At 73.3% G+C, this 16,583-nt stretch carries 16 protein-coding genes; 7 read left to right on the forward strand and 9 right to left on the reverse strand.

Annotation, left to right across the window (positions count from 1 at the left end; translation table 11 throughout):
- Positions 1-47: 47 nt before the first annotated feature.
- The gene (locus tag IE318_RS03540) at positions 48-269 is read right to left on the reverse strand and encodes a hypothetical protein (protein WP_189896171.1); all 222 of its coding nucleotides are present in this window, start codon (positions 267-269) and stop codon (positions 48-50) included.
- Between the two features lie 206 nt (positions 270-475).
- Between IE318_RS03540 and IE318_RS03545 the strand changes: the two genes are divergently transcribed.
- The 4 genes from IE318_RS03545 to IE318_RS03560 all read left to right on the forward strand — a co-directional run bounded on the left by IE318_RS03545 (position 476) and on the right by IE318_RS03560 (position 4,770).
- The gene (locus IE318_RS03545; RefSeq protein ID WP_189896443.1) at positions 476-1,153 is read left to right on the forward strand and encodes a FadR/GntR family transcriptional regulator; all 678 of its coding nucleotides are present in this window, start codon (positions 476-478) and stop codon (positions 1,151-1,153) included.
- 88 nt (positions 1,154-1,241) lie between these two features.
- Positions 1,242-2,258, forward strand: coding sequence for an asparaginase (locus IE318_RS03550; protein ID WP_189896173.1), 1,017 nt, complete (start codon positions 1,242-1,244; stop codon positions 2,256-2,258).
- 118 nt (positions 2,259-2,376) lie between these two features.
- Positions 2,377-3,786 carry an aspartate ammonia-lyase gene (gene aspA, locus IE318_RS03555; protein WP_189896176.1) on the forward strand — a complete coding sequence of 470 codons (1,410 nt, stop codon included), beginning with the start codon at positions 2,377-2,379 and terminating at the stop codon, positions 3,784-3,786.
- A 39-nt stretch (positions 3,787-3,825) separates the two neighbouring features.
- Positions 3,826-4,770, forward strand: coding sequence for a glutaminase (locus IE318_RS03560; RefSeq protein WP_189896178.1), 945 nt, complete (start codon positions 3,826-3,828; stop codon positions 4,768-4,770).
- Positions 4,771-4,776: 6 nt separating this feature from the next.
- On the opposite strand, the gene IE318_RS03565 is transcribed toward IE318_RS03560, so the two are convergent.
- Together IE318_RS03565 and rho are read right to left on the reverse strand one after the other, a co-directional pair.
- Positions 4,777-5,964 (reverse strand): D-alanyl-D-alanine carboxypeptidase family protein, encoded by a 1,188-nt coding sequence (locus IE318_RS03565; protein WP_189896181.1) that lies wholly within the window; start codon positions 5,962-5,964, stop codon positions 4,777-4,779.
- A gap of 127 nt (positions 5,965-6,091) precedes the next feature.
- Entirely contained in the window at positions 6,092-7,240 is a 1,149-nt protein-coding gene (gene rho / locus IE318_RS03570; RefSeq protein WP_189896185.1) for a transcription termination factor Rho, read from the reverse strand.
- Positions 7,241-7,608: 368 nt separating this feature from the next.
- Here rho and IE318_RS03575 point away from each other — a divergent pair, with 368 nt between their 5' ends.
- Complete coding sequence (locus IE318_RS03575) at positions 7,609-8,346, forward strand: class I SAM-dependent methyltransferase (RefSeq protein WP_189896188.1); 738 nt, start codon at positions 7,609-7,611, stop codon at positions 8,344-8,346.
- Positions 8,347-8,377: 31 nt separating this feature from the next.
- Here IE318_RS03575 and IE318_RS03580 read toward each other — a convergent pair whose 3' ends face one another.
- The 5 genes from IE318_RS03580 to IE318_RS03600 form a co-directional block, all read right to left on the reverse strand.
- Positions 8,378-9,133, reverse strand: a complete 756-nt coding sequence (locus IE318_RS03580) for a GntR family transcriptional regulator (protein ID WP_030165980.1) — start codon at positions 9,131-9,133, stop codon at positions 8,378-8,380.
- Between the two features lie 172 nt (positions 9,134-9,305).
- Positions 9,306-10,274 carry an acetylxylan esterase gene (locus tag IE318_RS03585; RefSeq protein WP_189896190.1) on the reverse strand — a complete coding sequence of 323 codons (969 nt, stop codon included), beginning with the start codon at positions 10,272-10,274 and terminating at the stop codon, positions 9,306-9,308.
- A 271-nt stretch (positions 10,275-10,545) separates the two neighbouring features.
- The gene (locus tag IE318_RS03590) at positions 10,546-11,301 is read right to left on the reverse strand and encodes a ferredoxin reductase (RefSeq protein WP_189896192.1); all 756 of its coding nucleotides are present in this window, start codon (positions 11,299-11,301) and stop codon (positions 10,546-10,548) included.
- The gene (locus tag IE318_RS03595) at positions 11,294-11,899 is read right to left on the reverse strand and encodes a sulfite oxidase-like oxidoreductase (protein ID WP_189896195.1); all 606 of its coding nucleotides are present in this window, start codon (positions 11,897-11,899) and stop codon (positions 11,294-11,296) included. Before IE318_RS03595 ends, IE318_RS03590 begins: the two co-directional genes overlap by 8 nt.
- Before the next feature lie 80 nt (positions 11,900-11,979).
- A complete protein-coding gene (locus IE318_RS03600) occupies positions 11,980-12,381 on the reverse strand; it encodes a MarR family winged helix-turn-helix transcriptional regulator (protein WP_189896446.1) in 402 nt (133 codons plus the stop codon).
- Positions 12,382-12,717: 336 nt separating this feature from the next.
- On the opposite strand from IE318_RS03600, the gene IE318_RS03605 reads away from it, so the two are divergent.
- Entirely contained in the window at positions 12,718-13,569 is an 852-nt protein-coding gene (locus IE318_RS03605; protein ID WP_189896198.1) for a putative protein N(5)-glutamine methyltransferase, read from the forward strand.
- A 72-nt stretch (positions 13,570-13,641) separates the two neighbouring features.
- Here the strand turns inward: IE318_RS03605 and IE318_RS03610 are convergent, their stop codons facing one another.
- Positions 13,642-15,741: a SpoIIE family protein phosphatase gene (locus IE318_RS03610; RefSeq protein ID WP_189896202.1), complete on the reverse strand. Its 2,100-nt coding sequence runs from the start codon at positions 15,739-15,741 to the stop codon at positions 13,642-13,644.
- Between the two features lie 374 nt (positions 15,742-16,115).
- On the opposite strand from IE318_RS03610, the gene IE318_RS03615 reads away from it, so the two are divergent.
- Positions 16,116-16,484, forward strand: a complete 369-nt coding sequence (locus IE318_RS03615) for a hypothetical protein (protein ID WP_189896205.1) — start codon at positions 16,116-16,118, stop codon at positions 16,482-16,484.
- The last annotated feature ends 99 nt before the right edge of the window (positions 16,485-16,583 follow it).

A 16,583-nucleotide genomic window follows, 5' to 3' on the forward strand; every position in this document is an offset into this window, starting at 1 on the left:
GACTGCGGTGACGGTCGACAGCGGCAGCCGGAACCTCTCAAGCGCGCTCAACTGTCATGCGGCGCACCAGTGGACAGCCACGGAGTAGTCCCGCACATGGCGGCCATGTTGCCCTCGCACAAGGGCGCGGGAGAAGCCGCGAGCCCCCCGAGCAGACTGGCGAGCGCCGCCGGGAAGAGGGGCACCTCGCCTAATTCGGCCAGGGGTACGTCCGTCAGGTCGATCAGGTCCGACTGCAAGGTCTCCGCCGATGCCGCTGTGTCCGCCATGTGCTCCATGGTGGCGGAAGGCGGTGCGGCCGGGAAGAGCGCCCAAGGACAGAATCACCGGCTGGATGCTCGCTTTCGCGACAAAACGCGGAGTGAACGCCGTCTTTTCGCTTCGCTTGACAGGAAGCACTCGCCACCCGCACCATCAGCCCGTGAACCTGTCAGACAGCCAGACAGGTGGACCGGTGCCGCGACGCGTCAGCGCGATGGAAGCGGTGCTCACCCACCTGCGGGGCGCCATCGAGCGCGGCGAGTACGCCATCGGGGACAAGCTCCCCTCCGAGGCGGAGCTGTGCCGCACCCTGGCGGTCTCCCGGCCGGTCCTGCGCGAGGCCCTGCGGGCGCTGCAGACCATGGGCCTGACCGTCTCCAGGACCGGCAAGGGGACCTTCGTCGTCGCCAGTGCGGTGGAGGACCCCACCTTCGGCGACTACGCGGCCAGCGACCTGCTGGAGGTGCGCCGGCACATCGAGATCCCGGTCGCCGGCTACGCGGCGCGGCGCCGCACCCCCGAGGACCTGGACCACCTGGTCCACCTGCTGGAGCGGATGGAGCAGGAGACCGACACCACCTCGTGGGTCGCGCTGGACACCCTCTTCCACCTCTCCGTCGCCCAGGCCGCCCGCAACCCGGTGTTCCGACGGGTCATCGAGGAGATCCGCGACGCGCTGGCCCGCCAGTCGGCCTTCCTGAACGAGCTCGGCGGCCGGCGCGAGCAGTCCAACCGGGAGCACCGCGCCATCGTCGAGGCCCTCACCGGCGGCAGCGAGCAGGAGGCGGTGGCCGCGATGTCCCACCACCTCGACCGCGTCGAGACCACCCTGACCGACATCATGCGCGCGGCGCGCCCCGACCAGCCCACCGACGGCGGAACCGAGGCGTGAGCCGCCCCGCCGACCGCACCCCCAGCAGGGCCGGCACGCGAATCCCGCGCAGGCCCACTTCACCCACCCACCAGTGATGCAGGCAGTGATGTACAGCATTTCGCCCGCGGCGGCACCCCTCGTCCGCGACCCCCTCCACGCCCCCGTCGCCCACCTCGTCCGCGGCGGCGTGACCGAGGGCATCCACTACGGCTCCGTCGTCGTCCTCGGCGCCGACGGCCGGACCGACTTCCAGCTCGGCGACATCGAGGCGGCCTTCTACCCGCGCTCGGCGCTCAAGCCCGTCCAGGCCGTGGCCATGGTGCGGGCCGGCCTCCCGCTCGAGGGCGACCTGCTCTCGCTCGCCGCGGCCAGCCACTCCGGCGAGGAACGCCACCTGGCCGGCGCCCGGCGGATCCTCGAACTGGCCGGACTGACCGAGGACGACCTGCGCAACGTCCCCGACCTGCCGTTCGACCCGGCCGTCCGGGACACCTGGGTGCGCGAGGGCCGCGGGCCCTCCCGGCTCGCGCAGAACTGCTCCGGCAAGCACGCGGCCATGCTCTACACCTGCAAGCTCAACGGCTGGTCCCTGGACGACTACCTGGACCCGGCCCACCCCCTCCAGCAGGCCGTCGCCGAGACCGTGGAGGACCTCACCGGCCAGCGGATCGCACAGGTCACGGTCGACGGATGCGGCGCGCCCCTGTTCGCCGTCTCCCTGTACGGCCTGGCCCGCGCCCTCGCCCGTGTCACCACGGCCGCCCCCGGCAGCCCCGAGGCCCGCGTGGCCGACGCGATGCGGGAGCACGCCGAGATGGCCTCCGGCTCCGGCCGGGACGTGGCCGCGCTGATGCGGGCCGTGCCCGGACTGCTCGCCAAGGACGGGTTCGAGGGCGTCCAGGTCGCCGCGCTGCCGGACGGCAGGGCTGTCGCCGTGAAGATAGCCGACGGTGCGAACCGGGCCCGGATCCCGGTCGCCGCGGCGGCCCTGGTCCGGGCCGGCGTCGACGCGGAGCTGCTCACCGAGTTCGCGGGTGAGCCGCTGCTGGGTGGCGGCGTCCCGGTCGGCCGGGTCCGCCCGGTCCGCACGCTGGAGCCACTGACCGAGCCGGCCTGCGCCTGACCACACCCGCACCCCTCCTCTCCGGGCTCTGTCGTCATGTCCCGGTCCGCCAGTCCTCCGGGCGGACGACGGGAGGGGGACGACGAGACCTCGTACCTCCGAAAGAGGCCGCATCCTCATGACCGCCGTCACCCGAAGCGAACACGACCTGCTCGGCGACCGCGACGTCCCCGCCGACGCGTACTGGGGCATCCACACCCTGCGCGCCACGGAGAACTTCCCCGTCACCGGAACGCCGATCTCCGCCTATCCGCACCTGATCGACGCCCTGGCCGCCGTCAAGGAGGCCGCCGCCCTCGCCAACGAGGAGCTCGGACTGCTGGCCCCGGGCAAGGCCGCCGCCATCGTCGCCGCCTGCCGGGAGATCCGCTCCGGCAAGCTGCACGACCAGTTCGTCGTCGACGTGATCCAGGGCGGCGCCGGCACCTCCACCAACATGAACGCCAACGAGGTCGTCGCCAACCGCGCCCTGGAGCTGCTGGGCCACGCCAAGGGCGAGTACCGGCACCTGCACCCCAACGAGGACGTCAACCTCGGCCAGTCCACCAACGACGTCTACCCGACCGCCGTCAAGATCGCGACCGTGTTCGCGGTGCGCGGGCTGCTCAAGGCGATGGCCGTGCTCCAGGACGCCTTCGCCCGCAAGGCCGTCGAGTTCCGCGACGTACTGAAGATGGGCCGCACCCAGCTCCAGGACGCGGTGCCGATGACGCTCGGGCAGGAGTTCTCCGCGTACGCCGTCATGCTCGACGAGGACCGCAGCCGGCTCGCGGAGGCCGTCGAGCTGATCCACGAGATCAACCTCGGCGCCACCGCGATCGGCACCGGCCTCAACGCGCCCGCCGGATACGCCGAGTCCGCCCGCCGCCACCTGTCCGACATCACCGGACTGCCCCTGGTCACCGCGGCCAACCTGGTCGAGGCCACCCAGGACTGCGGCGCGTTCGTCCAGATGTCCGGTGTGCTCAAGCGGATCGCGGTCAAGCTCTCCAAGAGCTGCAACGACCTGCGGCTGCTCTCCTCCGGGCCGCGCGCCGGCCTCGGCGAGATCAACCTGCCGCCGGTGCAGGCCGGATCGTCCATCATGCCCGGCAAGGTCAACCCGGTGATCCCCGAGGTCGTCAACCAGGTCGCCTTCGAGGTGATCGGCAACGACGTCACCATCACCATGGCCGCCGAGGCCGGACAGCTCCAGCTCAACGCCTTCGAGCCGATCATCCTGCACTCCCTGTCGGAGAGCATCACTCATCTGCGGGCCGCCTGCCTGACGCTCGCCGAGCGCTGCGTCGACGGCATCACCGCCAACACCGAGGCGCTGCGCGCCACCGTAGAGAATTCCATCGGCCTGGTCACCGCCCTCAACCCGCACATCGGCTACACCGCCGCCACCGACATCGCCAAGGAGGCCCTCGCCACCGGCCGCGGAGTCGCGGAACTGGTGCTGGAGAAGGGCCTGTTGCCGGCCGAGCGGCTGGCGGACCTGCTGCGGCCGGAGGTCGTGGCCGGCAGCGGCGCACCTCTGGTCTGAGCCGGCCGCGGCGGTGCACCGGGACCGGCCGGAGGCACAATGGTGATCATGCCAGTTCCCCCGTCGTCCTCCCCGACCTTCCAGCCGGTCCTGGAGCGCATCGCCGAGGAGGTCGAGCACACGCCCGGCCGCGGGCGCCCCGCCGACTACATCCCGGCGCTCGCGGCCCGCGACCCGCGCGCCTTCGGCATGGCCGTCGCCGAGCTGGACGGCACGGTGTACGGGGTGGGGGACTGGCAGGAGCCGTTCTCGGCGCAGTCCATCACGAAGGTGTTCACCCTCGCGCTCGACCTGGCCCGCGAGGGCGACGAGCTGTGGGAGCACGTGGGCCGCGAGCCGTCGGGCAACCCGTTCAACTCGCTGGTGCAGCTGGAGTACGAGAACGGCATCCCGCGCAACCCGTTCATCAACGCGGGCGCCCTGGTCGTCACCGACCGCCTCCAGACCCGTACCGGGGACGCGGCCGGCGAACTGCTCGCCCTGCTGCGTGCCGAGAGCGGCAACCCGGACCTCGACTTCGACGAGGAGGTCGCCGCCTCCGAGACCGCGCACGGCGACCGCAACGCCGCCCTCGCCCATCTCATGGCGTCCTACGGCAACATCGACAACCCGGTGCCGGTCCTGCTCGACCAGTACTTCCGTCAGTGCTCGATCGCCGCGTCCTGCGCCGACCTGGCCCTGGCCGCCACGTTCCTGGCCCGGCACGGCGTCCGCGCCGACGGCACCCGGCTGCTGAGCCGCAGCCAGGCCAAGCAGGTCAACGCGATCATGCTGACCTGCGGGACGTACGACGCGGCGGGCGACTTCGCCTACCGGGTCGGGCTGCCCGGCAAGAGCGGTGTGGGCGGCGGCATCATCGCCGTCGTACCCGGCCGGTGCGCGCTGTGCGTGTGGAGTCCCGGTCTGGACGAGCGGGGCAACTCGGTGGCGGGCGTCGCGGCCCTGGACCGCTTCACCACGCTCACCGGCCTGTCGGTGTTCTGAGCCGGCTCAGCCGCGGGCGATCGGCTTGCCCTTGCGCCGCAGGGCGATCACCAGCGCGCCCGCGCCCAGCCCGGCCCCGCCGGCGACCGCGCCCGTCGTGGGCCAGTCCCAGTCCGAGGCGGGCCCCGATGCGGCCGCGTGCGGCGCGGCGGCCGGGGACGCGGCCTGGGCCGTGTGGGCCACCGGGCGCAGCGCGTCCAGGGAGCCCACCGGATCGACGTGCCCGGAGGCGTCGAATCCCCAGTCGAGCAGTGCGCGTGCCTCCTCGTACACCCCCAGTCCGCCGCCCTGCTGAGGGTGCATCACCGTCACGAGGACGGTGCGCCCGTTCCGGTGGGCCGCGGCGACGAGGGTGTTTCCGGCGTTGGTGGTGTAGCCGTTCTTGATGCCGATCAGACCGGGGTAGGGCTTCACACCTTTGGCACCGGTCAGCAGCCGGTTGGTGTTGGCGATCTCGTACGTCGCGCCGCCCAGTCCGGGGAAGGCGGCCTCGGCCGTGGAGCAGTAGCGCGCGAAGTCCGGGTTGCGCAGCCCGGCCCGCCCGAACACCGCCAGGTCGTACGCCGAGGACACCTGCCCGTCGGCGTCGTAGCCGTCGGGGGAGACGACATGGGTGTCCAGGGCGCCCAGTGTGCGGGCCTTGGCCTGCATCTGCCGGGCCGTGTGCTCCCAGCCGCCGTTCAGCGCGGCGAGCACGTGCACGGCGTCGTTGCCGGAGTTGAGGAACACCCCGCGCCACAGGTCGGCCACCTTGTAGGTGTTGCCCGCGACGACCCCCACCAGGCTGCTGCCCTCGCCGATCCCCATCAGCTCGTCGTGGCTGACGGTGTGCTGGACGCCGCCGGGGAAGGCGGGCAGCACGGTCAGGGCGAACAGGGTCTTGAGGGTGCTGGCGGGCGGCAGTTTCACGTGCGCGTTGTGCGCGGCGAGCACCTCGCCGGTGCCGGCGTCGGCGACCAGCCAGGACATCGCGGAGACGTCCGGCGTCTCGGGTGCCCCGGCGTGGAGCCGGACAAGTGTGCCCTCGCGATTCAGCAGGGCCGGCTGGGGCATCGCCGTCTTCGGCCGCCCCTGGGTGCCCGGGTCCGCTCCGGACCCGCCCACCGCGGCCACCGGTGAGGCCAGCAGCAGCATGCCCGCCGCGCACAGTGCGCAGGCCGACAGGGTCGCTCGAGGAGAAAAGCCGATCGTCATATCGCAAAGCTAGGAACGAACCGGCGGAGGCGGGAGCTTGCCGAGGGCCGAACGGGGACCACCGGCACCCGGATGTCCCAGCGCCCGCCGCCATTCGGGTCGCCACGGGCACCCGGCCGATGCCCGGCTAGCCGCTCGGCAGCGTCGGCTGGACGCGGCGCAGGAACGTGGCGTTGTCGGGTGTGTCGCGCAGCCGCTCCAGCAGGGTCTCCAGACCGGTCCGCCCGTCGCGGTCCCGCAGTACCCGGCGCAGCCCGCGGGTCGCCGTCAACTCGGCGGGGGAGAGGAGGAGTTCCTCGCGGCGGGTGCCGGAGGCCTGGATGTCGACGGCCGGGAAGAGGCGGCGGGAGGCGAGTTCGCGGCTGAGCCTGAGCTCCAGGTTGCCGGTGCTCTTCAGCTCCTCGAAGAAGAGGTCGTCGGCGCGGGAGCCGGTCTCGACCAGCGCGGTGGCGAGGATGGTGAGCGAACCGCCCTCCTCGGCCAGGCGGGCCGCCCCGAACAGCCGCTTGGGGCCGTGCAGCGCGGCCGCGTCGACACCGCCGCTGAGGGTGCGGCCCCCCGTGGCGGCCGCGTTGTTGTGGGCCCGGCACAGCCGGGTCAGGGAGTCCAGGAGCACGACGACGTCCTCGCCGGCCTCCACGAGCCGCTTGGCCCGCTCCACGACGAGTTCGGCGAGCGCGATGTGCTGCGCGGCCGTCCGGTCGAACGTGGAGGCGTAGACCTCGCCGCGCACGGATCGCCGCATGTCGGTGACCTCCTCGGGGCGCTCGTCCAGCAGCACGACCATCAGCCGGCACTCGGGGTGGTTCCCGGCGACGGCGGCTGCGATCTGCTGGATCAGCACGGTCTTGCCGGTCCTGGGCGGTGCCACGATCAGACCGCGCTGGCCCTTGCCCACGGGCGCGACCAGGTCCGCCACGCGGCCGGTGAGACCGGCGGCCGGATGTTCCAGGCGCAGCCGCTCGCGCGGGTGCAGCGGGGTCAGATCGGCGAAGCGGCGTCGGCCCCCCGGTTCGTCCGGGGCGCGCCCGCCCACGCGCACGATGCCGGTGACGGAGCGCCGGTCGCCGAGGACGCCCTCGACCAGGTCGCCCCTGCGCAGTCCGTGCCGGCGGATCAGGGCGGCGGAGACCTGGGGGTCGGCGGGGGAGGAGAGGCAGTCCGCACCGCGCAGCCTGCCCTTCCCGCCGGCGTCGATGTCCAGGACACCGGTGACGGGCCGGGCGGCCGGTGACGGCCGGCGCTCCACCGGAGGGTGTTCGAGTGTGGTGGTCATGGATGGTGGTCCTTTCACGGACGGACGACACGTCAGGCGCGTGGGGCAACAGGCGTGTGGGGAAGGGGAGAAGCCGCAGGGCGGAGGCTGCTCGGAGCAGGGTCCGCGGCGGCGCGAGAACACCACCCCGGGTACGCCGGACCCGCGAACGCGGGACACACACGACCGACCGGGTGGTGACAGAAGGCCGACATACCGGACGCGCGATCTGAAGCGGCGTACGGATCGGCCGAAAGGCACGAAAAAAAGAGAACTCGCGGCACGAAAGAAAGGAGAACTCGCACCGGCGCCCGCAAACGGGGCGTACACACGTGCTGATCGCAATGTACCACGGACCTGTCCGTGGGACCACGGGTAAGCTGACGCCGATGTTCAGCCCCGAAGGTCCCACGCTCCGCGAGCTCGCCGTGCAGGCGCTGTCCTCCGTCGAGCGGGGCTACGACCTGCTCGCGCCGAAGTTCGACCACACCCCGTTCCGGACCCCGGACGCGGTGCTGGACGCCGTCGGCACGTTCCTGGACCTGACCGGGCCTTACGACGACGGACTCGACCTGTGCTGCGGCACGGGCGCGGGCCTCGACGTGCTGGCCCGCGTGTGCCGGAGGTCGGTCACCGGGGTCGACTTCAGCGCCGGGATGCTCGCCGTCGCCCGGGAACGGCTCCCGGACGCCGGTCCCCGGGCCCGCCTGGTGCGCGCGGACGCCCGTGCCCTGCCCTTCACCTCCGGCTTCGACCTCGTCGTCAGCCTCGGCGCGTTCGGCCACTTCCTCCCCGCCGAACTGCCCGGACTCTTCGCCGGCGTCCACGCGGCACTGCGGCCCGGCGGCCTGTTCGCGTTCCCGGTCCTCGCCCCGCCCCGGCCGCGCTCGGCCGCGTTCTGGATGCTGCTCGGCTTCGACGCGGTGATGCGGGTGCGCAACGCCGTGTGGCGGCCGCCGTTCGTCATGTACTACCGCGCCCTGCGCTTCGGGCAGGTGCGGCGGGAGCTGGAGCGCGCGGGCTTCCGGGTCGAGCTGTACGCGCTGCCCGGGTTCGGCCATCGCGCCGACGGCAGCCCCCGGGCCCGGATGATCGCGGCCCGCAGGCCGGCCCCGGCGGACTTCTGACGAGCGGGCGGCCGGGCCGGGGGAGGGCGGGTCAGACCGCGGCCGGCAGGGTGAACTCGTAGACGAGGGCGTCCTGGCGGGCGTCCACGATCAGGTCGGTGATCTCCAGCGGGCGTGCGTACTGGTCGTGGACGCGCCGGATCACCCGTACCGAGGCGCCGCTCTCGAGCCGGGTGATCGAGTCGCGGTGATGCAGGGTCAGGCCCGCCCGGCGCATCCAGTCGTAGGTCCGCCGCAGCTGTGCGGCGCCCGAGCCGTCGGCGCGGTCGCGGTAGCGGGCGAGCTCCTCGACCTCGGCGAGGGCGACGGCGGAGAAGGAGGTCACGGCCGTGCGCAGCCCGGTGCCGTCGGCCGCCGCCGACCGGTAGCGGTGCACCAGGGTCGGCCGGTGCGGGGCGAGACCGAGCGCCACGGCGTGCTCCGCGGGGGGCGCCTCCCAGGCGACGGTGGCCCGGTCGAAGGCGTCCGGGTCGGCGGTGCGGACGCCGACCGGGAAGGCCAGCGAGGAGGGTGCCTCGACCGGCAGTCCGGTCAGCGTGGCATGGCTGCCCCGCCGGTCGGTGGAGATCAGCCCGTCGCGGCGCAGCACGTCCAGCGCCTGCCGGACGGTCTCCCGGCTGACCCCGAAGTGCGCGGCCAACTGCCGTTCGCCCGGCAGCCGTTCACCGGGCGGGATGGTGCCGTCGCGCAGCTCTCCGACCAGCTCGCCGGCGACTCTCCAGTACAGCGGCCGTTCCTCGGTCGTTCCTTCCGTCGTCGGGTGGTTCCGGGGGGTGGTGCGGGCCATGCCCCGCCTCCTGTTGATGACGTACCGTAGCCGCTCGGGCTCATTGCGCCACCAGATCTACCATTGGTCTAAACCAGTTCGGAAGTGCGGCCGGGCGGTTCGGCCGAAATCCGTCCGTGATCCACCCCGACCGCACCTACGCGACCTGGACCGGCCGGCCCCGGCGCCCGGCTCAGGCGTACGACCGCAGCCAGCGCAGCTTGGCCGCCTCCTGATAGGGGCCGCCGCCCTCGTGGTCGTTGAAGTCGTACACCTCTATGGTCTTGTCCTCGTGTGCCCAGGCGTTGAACGCGGCGAAAACTGTCGACGGCGGGCAGGTCTGGTCCTCCAGCGCCGCCGAGAAGAGGGCCGGCGCCCGGCCCCGGGCGGCGAAGTGGACGCCGTCGAAGTACGACAGGGTGCGCAGCGCCTCCTCGGTGCGCCCGCGGTGGGTCTTGAGGAACAGGCCGATCTCCCGGTACGGGTGGCGGTCTGTCAGCGTCGCCGCGCGCGGGTAGTCGCACAGGAACGGCACGTCCGGAGCGATCGCGGCCAGATCCGGCACCAGGCCGCCCACCGCGATCGTGATGCCGCCGCCCTGGCTCCCGCCGATCGCCACGGTCCGGGCCGCATCGGTCAGCGGGTGCGAGCGCGCCGCCTCGATCGCGCGCACCGCGTCGGTGAACACCCGGCGGTAGTAGTAGTTCTCCGGCGCGTCGATGCCGCGCGTCATGAAGCCGGGGTACGCCGGTGCACCGCCCACCGGGTCGGCCGTGCCGCCCCCGCCGCCCCAGGCGCTGCCCTGTCCCCGCGTGTCCATCACGAAGTGCGCCCGGCCCGTCGACGCCCACAGCAGGTGCTCGTGCGGGAGGCCGCGGCCGCCGCCGTAGCCGATGAACTCCACGACCAGCGGCAGCGGCCCGTCGACCCGGGTGGGCAGCGTCAGCCAGCCCTTGACCGGGTGCCCGCCGAACCCGGCGAAGGTCACGTCGTACACCTTGACCGTGGTCAGTCCTGTGTCGACCAGGTCGAAGCGGGCGTCCAGATCGTGCGCGCGGGCCTCCTGGAGGGTCTTGGACCAGAAGGCGTCGAAGTCCTCCGGCTCGGTGGACTCGCTGCGGTACTCACGGAGTTCGTCGAGGGGAAGATCGAACAGGGCCATCAAAAACCGCCTTCGCGCACAGAAAACACCGATAGGTGATCACACCGTACGGCGGTGGTCGGAGGACTCGCCAGCCCCTGTCCGCGCAGTGACCGCCCGCGCGCGAGGGCCTGTGTGGGCCGATCGCCGCTGGTCAGAGCGACCGCGCGGACCGGTTTCGTTCGACGGGCCGGACGGCCCGGCGGCTCGGAGCCCGGGCAGGTGGTCGGGTCACCTGTACGCGACCGGCCACCGCGAAGCCCGGTGTGCGGGTCGCAGGGCCCGGTCCCCGTCAGCCGAAGCGCTCGATCCGGATGCGGTCCACGGGCAGGCCCGCGGCGACGAGCAGCCGCGAGGCGTGCTCCGCGAAGCCGTTGGACCCGCACACGTAAGCCTCCCAGCCGCCCGCGGGCGGCCGCGCCACCAGCGGCGCCAGATGCGCGGCCGACAGCCGTCCCACCGGCACGCCCCCGGGCGCGCGGCGCGTGAACACCGGCGTGGTCTCCGGGCCGAACTCCCGGGCGAAGATGAGCTCTTCGGGGCTGCGCGCGGACACCAGCAGCCGCAGCGGCACGGCCAGCTGCCGCGCCCGGTGGTGGCGCACCATCGACATCAGCGGTACGACCCCGGAGCCCGCGCCGAGCAGCAGCGCCGGCCGGTCGCCGGGCCAGGCGAAGAAGCCGCTCAGCGGGCCGCGCACCTCCACCCGGTCGCCGGGGCGGGCCACGGTGTGGAACCAGCCGGAGACCTCGCCGCCCTCGACGTGGTCCAGGGTCAGTTCGATGTGCCCGGAGTCGTCGGGCGCCGAGGCGATCGAGTAGTGGCGCTGCGCCGTGTAGCCGTCGGGCGCGGTCAGCCGCAGCGTCAGGTGCTGCCCGGGCAGGTGCCCCGGCCACGCCGGCACCGCCAGGCGGAAGGTCGCCGCGTGCGGGGTCTCCCGCCGGATCTCGGTGAGGGTCGCGGTCTGCCACCGGGTGGCCGCCTGCTCGCTCACGGCGATACGGCCGGGCACGGCGAACCGGGTCGGGGGCGCGAAGGTCTCAGTCACCGGAGTACCGCTGCTCCTCCCAGGGGTTGCCCCGGGCGTGGTAGCCGTTCTGCTCCCAGAAGCCCGGCTCGTCGTGGTCGAGGACGCGCAGGCCCGCGATCCACTTGGCGCTCTTCCAGAAGTACAGGTGCGGCACCAGCAGCCGCGCCGGACCGCCGTGCTCGGCGGGCAGCGGCGCGCCGTCGTACGCGAACGCGATCCAGGCGCGCCCGCCCCGCAGGTCCTCGAGGGGGAGGTTGGTGGTGTACCCGGTGTGCGAGTAGGCGACGGCGTGTGTGGCGCCGGCGACGGGCCGTACCGCGTCGAGGAAGACGTCCAGTGACACGCCCTCGAACCGCACCCCGAACTTCGACCAGCCGGTCACACAGTGGATGTCGCCCTCGTACGCGGACGCGGGCAGCTGCCGTGTCTGCTCCCAGTCCCAGGTGCGTGGCTCGGCGACCAGGCCGTCGACGCGGAACGTCCAGTCCGAGGCCGCGATGCCGGGCGTGACCTCGGCGGACAGCACGGGCCAGTCGTCGGCGGCGTCGTACTGCCCGGGCGGCAGTCCGGGGTCGGCGACGCGCGGACGCCCGGTGAATCCTCGGGTGACGTTCATGGTGCTCCACCGTACGTGTTCCCCGGGGCGGCCGCGGACCGGCCCTGGCCAGGGCAGTCCTAGGGGTGTTTCCGACACCCCTAGCCCCTGTCCTTCGGCGCCGGGATCCACGCGTTGTAGCGGGTGAGATACGTCGCGAACCGCTGAAGATCCTCCTCCGGCCAGTCCGCCAGCCGCTCCCGGAAGGCCGCCCGGCGGCTCTCGGTGACCTGGGCGAGGATCTCCCGGCCGGTGTCCGTCAGATGCAGCACCTGCACCCGGTGGTCCTCGGGGTCCAGGCGCCGCTCGATGAGGCCGGTCCGCTCCAGAGCGGCCACCTGCCGGCTGACCGTGGACTTGTCCAGCGCGTAGTGCGCCGCCAGGTCGGTGGCGCGGCAGCCGCCCCGCTCCTCCAGATGCCCGAGCAGCGTGTAGGACACCAGTGACAGCTCGGGGTGCATGCGCCCCGCCGAGGCCCGGGCCCGGCGCGCGAAGACCGTCATCTCGCGCTGGATCGTCTCCACGGCCGTCTCGCCTTCGCCCTCGCCCTCGGCCGCTGTCACGGAACACCTCCCAGTCGCTCTGGTTGCATAGTACAACTGGCCGCTTCGGGCCGTGGCTGCCGGCCGTCGCCGGAGGAGACCGAAGGGACCGTCGGCGTCCGCGGGTTGGGGTAGGGTGACCAGCGGTCGCGGACGGTCCGGACCGCGGGAAGCCGAGGAGGTGAGACCCATCATCGCTGTGTCAGCTCGGGTGCTCTCTCCGCACGACCGCGCGGGTCATCGCCGATAGGTGACCCGGAGGAGCGCCCTTCGGCTCCCGAAAGGTCCCGGCTCTCCATGCCCGAACGTCCCACTGCGCGCTCCTCTTCTCCTTCCTCTCCGGATCCGTCCTCCCCTTCCGCCGCCGGCCCCTTCCCGCCGGAGTCGCGTGCCGCGGTCGTCACCGCGCTGCGCACGGCCGGCTGTGTGTTCGCCGAGGACGAGGCGGAGCTGATCCTCGCGGCCGCACGTACCCCCGGCGAACTCACCGCACTGGTGGACCGGCGCGCGTCCGGGCTGCCGCTCGAACACGTCCTGGGCTGGGCCGGGTTCCGTGGCCTGCGGGTGCTCGTGGAACCCGGCGTCTTCGTGCCCCGGCGCCGTACCGAGTTTCTGGTCGAGCAGGCCGTCGCCCAGGCCCCGGACGCCCGCGTCGTCGTGGACCTGTGCTGCGGGTCCGGCGCGGTGGGCGCCGCGCTGGCCGCCGCGCTCGGCCCGGCCGAACTGCACGCCGCCGACATCGCCCCCGCCGCGGTGCGCTGCGCCCGGCGCAACATCGGTCCCCTCGGGGGCCGGGTCCACCTCGGCGACCTGTTCGAGGCGCTGCCGGCCGGGCTGCGCGGCCGGGTCGACATCCTCGCCGCCAATGTCCCCTACGTCCCCACCGCCGAGGTCGGGCTCCTGCCGTCCGAGGCCCGAGACCACGAACCGACGGTCGCCCTGGACGGCGGCGCCGACGGCCTCGACGTGCTGCGCCGTGTCACCGCCGGAGCCCCCGCCTGGCTCGCCCCCGGCGGCTGCCTCCTCGTCGAGACGAGCGAACGCCAGACCCCGGCCGCCGTGGAGGCGTTCACCAGGGCCGGCCTGACCCCACGCCTGGCCGTGTCGGCACAGCTCTACGCGAACGTGGTCATCGGCACGAAACCCTAGGCTCGCCGGACCCGGGCTCGCCGGACCTAGGCTCGCCGGACCCGGGCTCGCCGGGAACGCCCAGGCCCGCCGTCAGTCGGTCGGGTCGCCCGGCGGCGCGAGCGTCTGCGCGCGGGCCACCAGCAGCGCCACGTCGTCGTGGTTGTCCGGCTGGTGCAGCGTGCGCAGCAGCATGTCGCAGAGGTCCTCCAAGGGGCGCCCCGGATCGCCGAGCAGCATCAGCAGCGACTCCAGGCGCTGGTCCAGCGGATGCCGCCGGGTCTCCACGAGTCCGTCGGTGTACAGCACCAGCTGGTCACCCGGCTCCAGATCGATGGTGGTGGTCGAGAACGCCACCCCGCCGACGCCCAGCGGCACCCCGGTGGGCAGGTCGAGCAGCTCCGGTGGACGGCCCGGACGGACCCGGGCCGGGGGCAGGTGCCCGGCGTTGGCGATCCGGCACTGCCGCAGATGCGGGTCGTGGACGGCGTACAGGCAGGTGGCGATGGACTGGTCCAGGCCGTCGGTGATCCGGTCCAGGTGCTCCAGGAGCCGCGCGGGATCCAGGTCGAGCGAGGCCAGGGCCTTGGTGGCGGTGCGCAGCCGGCCCATCGTGGCGGCCGCGCTGATGCCGCTTCCCATGACGTCCCCGACGACCAGCGCCGTCTTGTCGCCCTCCAGTGGGATCACGTCGAACCAGTCACCGCCCACCTCGATCGTGGCACCCGCCGGCTGGTACCGGGAGGCGACCTCCAGCCCGCCCGTGACGGAGGGATGGCGGGGCAGCAGACTGCGCTGGAGGGTGAGGGCGGTGTCGCGGGCGTTCTGGTACCAGCGGGCGTTGTCGATCTGCACGGCCGCGCGCGCGGCCAGCTCCCGGGCGAGCAGGACGTCGTCCTCGCTGAACGGCTCGGGGTTCCGGATGCGTTTGAGGTCCAGCGCGCCCAGCACCTCGCCGCGCGCGATCAGCGGCACGGCCAGATACGAGTGCACGCCCACGCGGCCCAGCAGGACGGCCGCTTCCGGGGACCGGGCGATGCCCGCCAGGTCCTCGTCCTTCACATGCCGCACCAGCACCGGGCGTCCGGTGCGCACGCACTGGGTGACCAGCCGCTCGGGGCCGTACCGGGCGATCTGACCCGGCGGGTCGGCGGCCTCCAGGGCGTCGACGGCGTGGTCCGCCCGGACGGCCAGAGCCCGGATCACCGCCGGCTCGGTGGGGCCCAGGCTGCTGCGCCGGCCCCCGACGACCGCCTCCAGCAGGTCCACGGCCGCCACGTCCGCCAGCTCGGGCACGGCCACGTCGGCGAGCTCCCGGGCGGTCCGGTCCAGGTCCAGGGTGGTGCCGATCCGGGCCGAGGCGTCGGCGATCAGGGCCAGGCGCCGGCGCGCCGCCTCAGCCTCGATGCCGGCCCGGTACTGCTCGGTGATGTCCACGCTCGACAGGGCCACGCCCAGCACCGTGCCGACGGCGTCCTCCAGCCGGTACAGCGAGACCGACCAGGCGTGGTCCTCCTCGGGATCGGCGGGTGTCCGGCCGACGGCGAAGACGTCCACGAGGGGTTGGCCGCTCTCCAGCACCCGCAGCGCCGCGGTCTGCAGCGTGCCGGTGTCCACCTGCGGCAGCACCTCGGCGATGGTCCGTCCGATGTGCGCCTCGGCCGGAACCCCGTCCATGCGCTCCAGGGCCGGGTTGACCGAGACGTACCGCAGCCGGGTGTCCAGGACGGCGAGCCCGATCGGGGACTGCGAGACGATCCGCGCCGACAGCGCCACGTCCCGCTCCAGCCGGCGCACGGTCGTCTGGTCGGCGGCGAGCCCGAGCGCGTAGACGTCGCCGCGGTCGTCCAGCAGCCGCATGTTGCGGAACTCCACCAGGCGGGTACTGCCGTCCTTGTGCCGTATGGGGAAGGCGCCCGCCCAGCCCTGGCCGGTCCGCAGGACGTCGGCGAACAGCTTGATCACCAGGTCCAGGTGCTCCTCGTGGACCATCAGCCGGCCGGCGAGCTGCCCGAGCGCCTCCTGTGCCGAGTAGCCGAAGAGCTCCTCGGCCTGCGGGCTCCACAGCACGATGCGCCCCTGGGCGTCGAGGACCACGGAGGCCACGCCCAGCACGTCGAGCAGCCCGCTGGGCCCCACCGGACCGCCGAACGGTTCCTGGCCCTCGGCCGAGGCAGCCCCGGCTGCTGTCATCGCACGCACCGCCTTCGCCCGTCCACGCGGCCCGCCGTCCCCGGTGCCGACACCCCCTGTTGTACCGCGCCCACGCTCACCTCTCCGAGGGTCTGTCGCCTCTTTCCACCATCCCTCACCACCCGGGTGGTCGTCCCGCCGAGTCGCCCGTAAGAACCGACGGGGGCCCGCATGCTGCGCGATGTCCGGGATGTCCCGCCCGGATCAGGTCCCTGACGGGGAGCACCACCGGTGGCGCTCCGCCGGTGGTGCTCCGCCGGGAGGTGGTGCTTTGCTGAGGGGTGGGGTGGGGCGCGGTTTCGGGGGAACCCTGTGCGGCAGTCGCAGGAAGCCTGTGCGGCAGTCGCAGCGTGGCCACGAGAGGAGCGATCACGATGGTCAGTGAGCCCGAGCACCCCGAATCCGTCTCGGTGGAACTGAGTGGATGCAGCAAGGAAGACGCCCGGATCGTGTTCGACGCCCTGCGCGCCTGCTTCTCGTCGGACCGGCGCGCGGACGACGTGCCCCGCGACTACCACGAGGTACGCCCGACGGTGTGGCTCGGCACCTTCGACGTCGCCGAGCCCCGCGGGACGTGCGATCCCGCGCACCTCGGGGCGTCCGTCACGGCCGACGTGCAGGGCGGCTACTGGGCGATCGACCGGTTCCGCACGACCCTGGACTCCCTGTTCACCGTCCAGGACCTGTGCACGGCGTCCGGCGACCAGGAGCGCGAGCTGCACGTACGCCTGGAGAGCCGCTGATCCGGGCCGCCGGCCGTCCGGAGCCGGGACGGCGGCGGTCGTACGGCCACCGGAGTGACGGCCCTCCGGTGGCCGAGCACGCCCTCCCGGTTGTGCAAC

The sequence above is a fragment of the Streptomyces spiralis genome (assembly GCF_014654675.1).
Classification (GTDB): Bacteria; Actinomycetota; Actinomycetes; order Streptomycetales; family Streptomycetaceae; genus Streptomyces; species Streptomyces spiralis.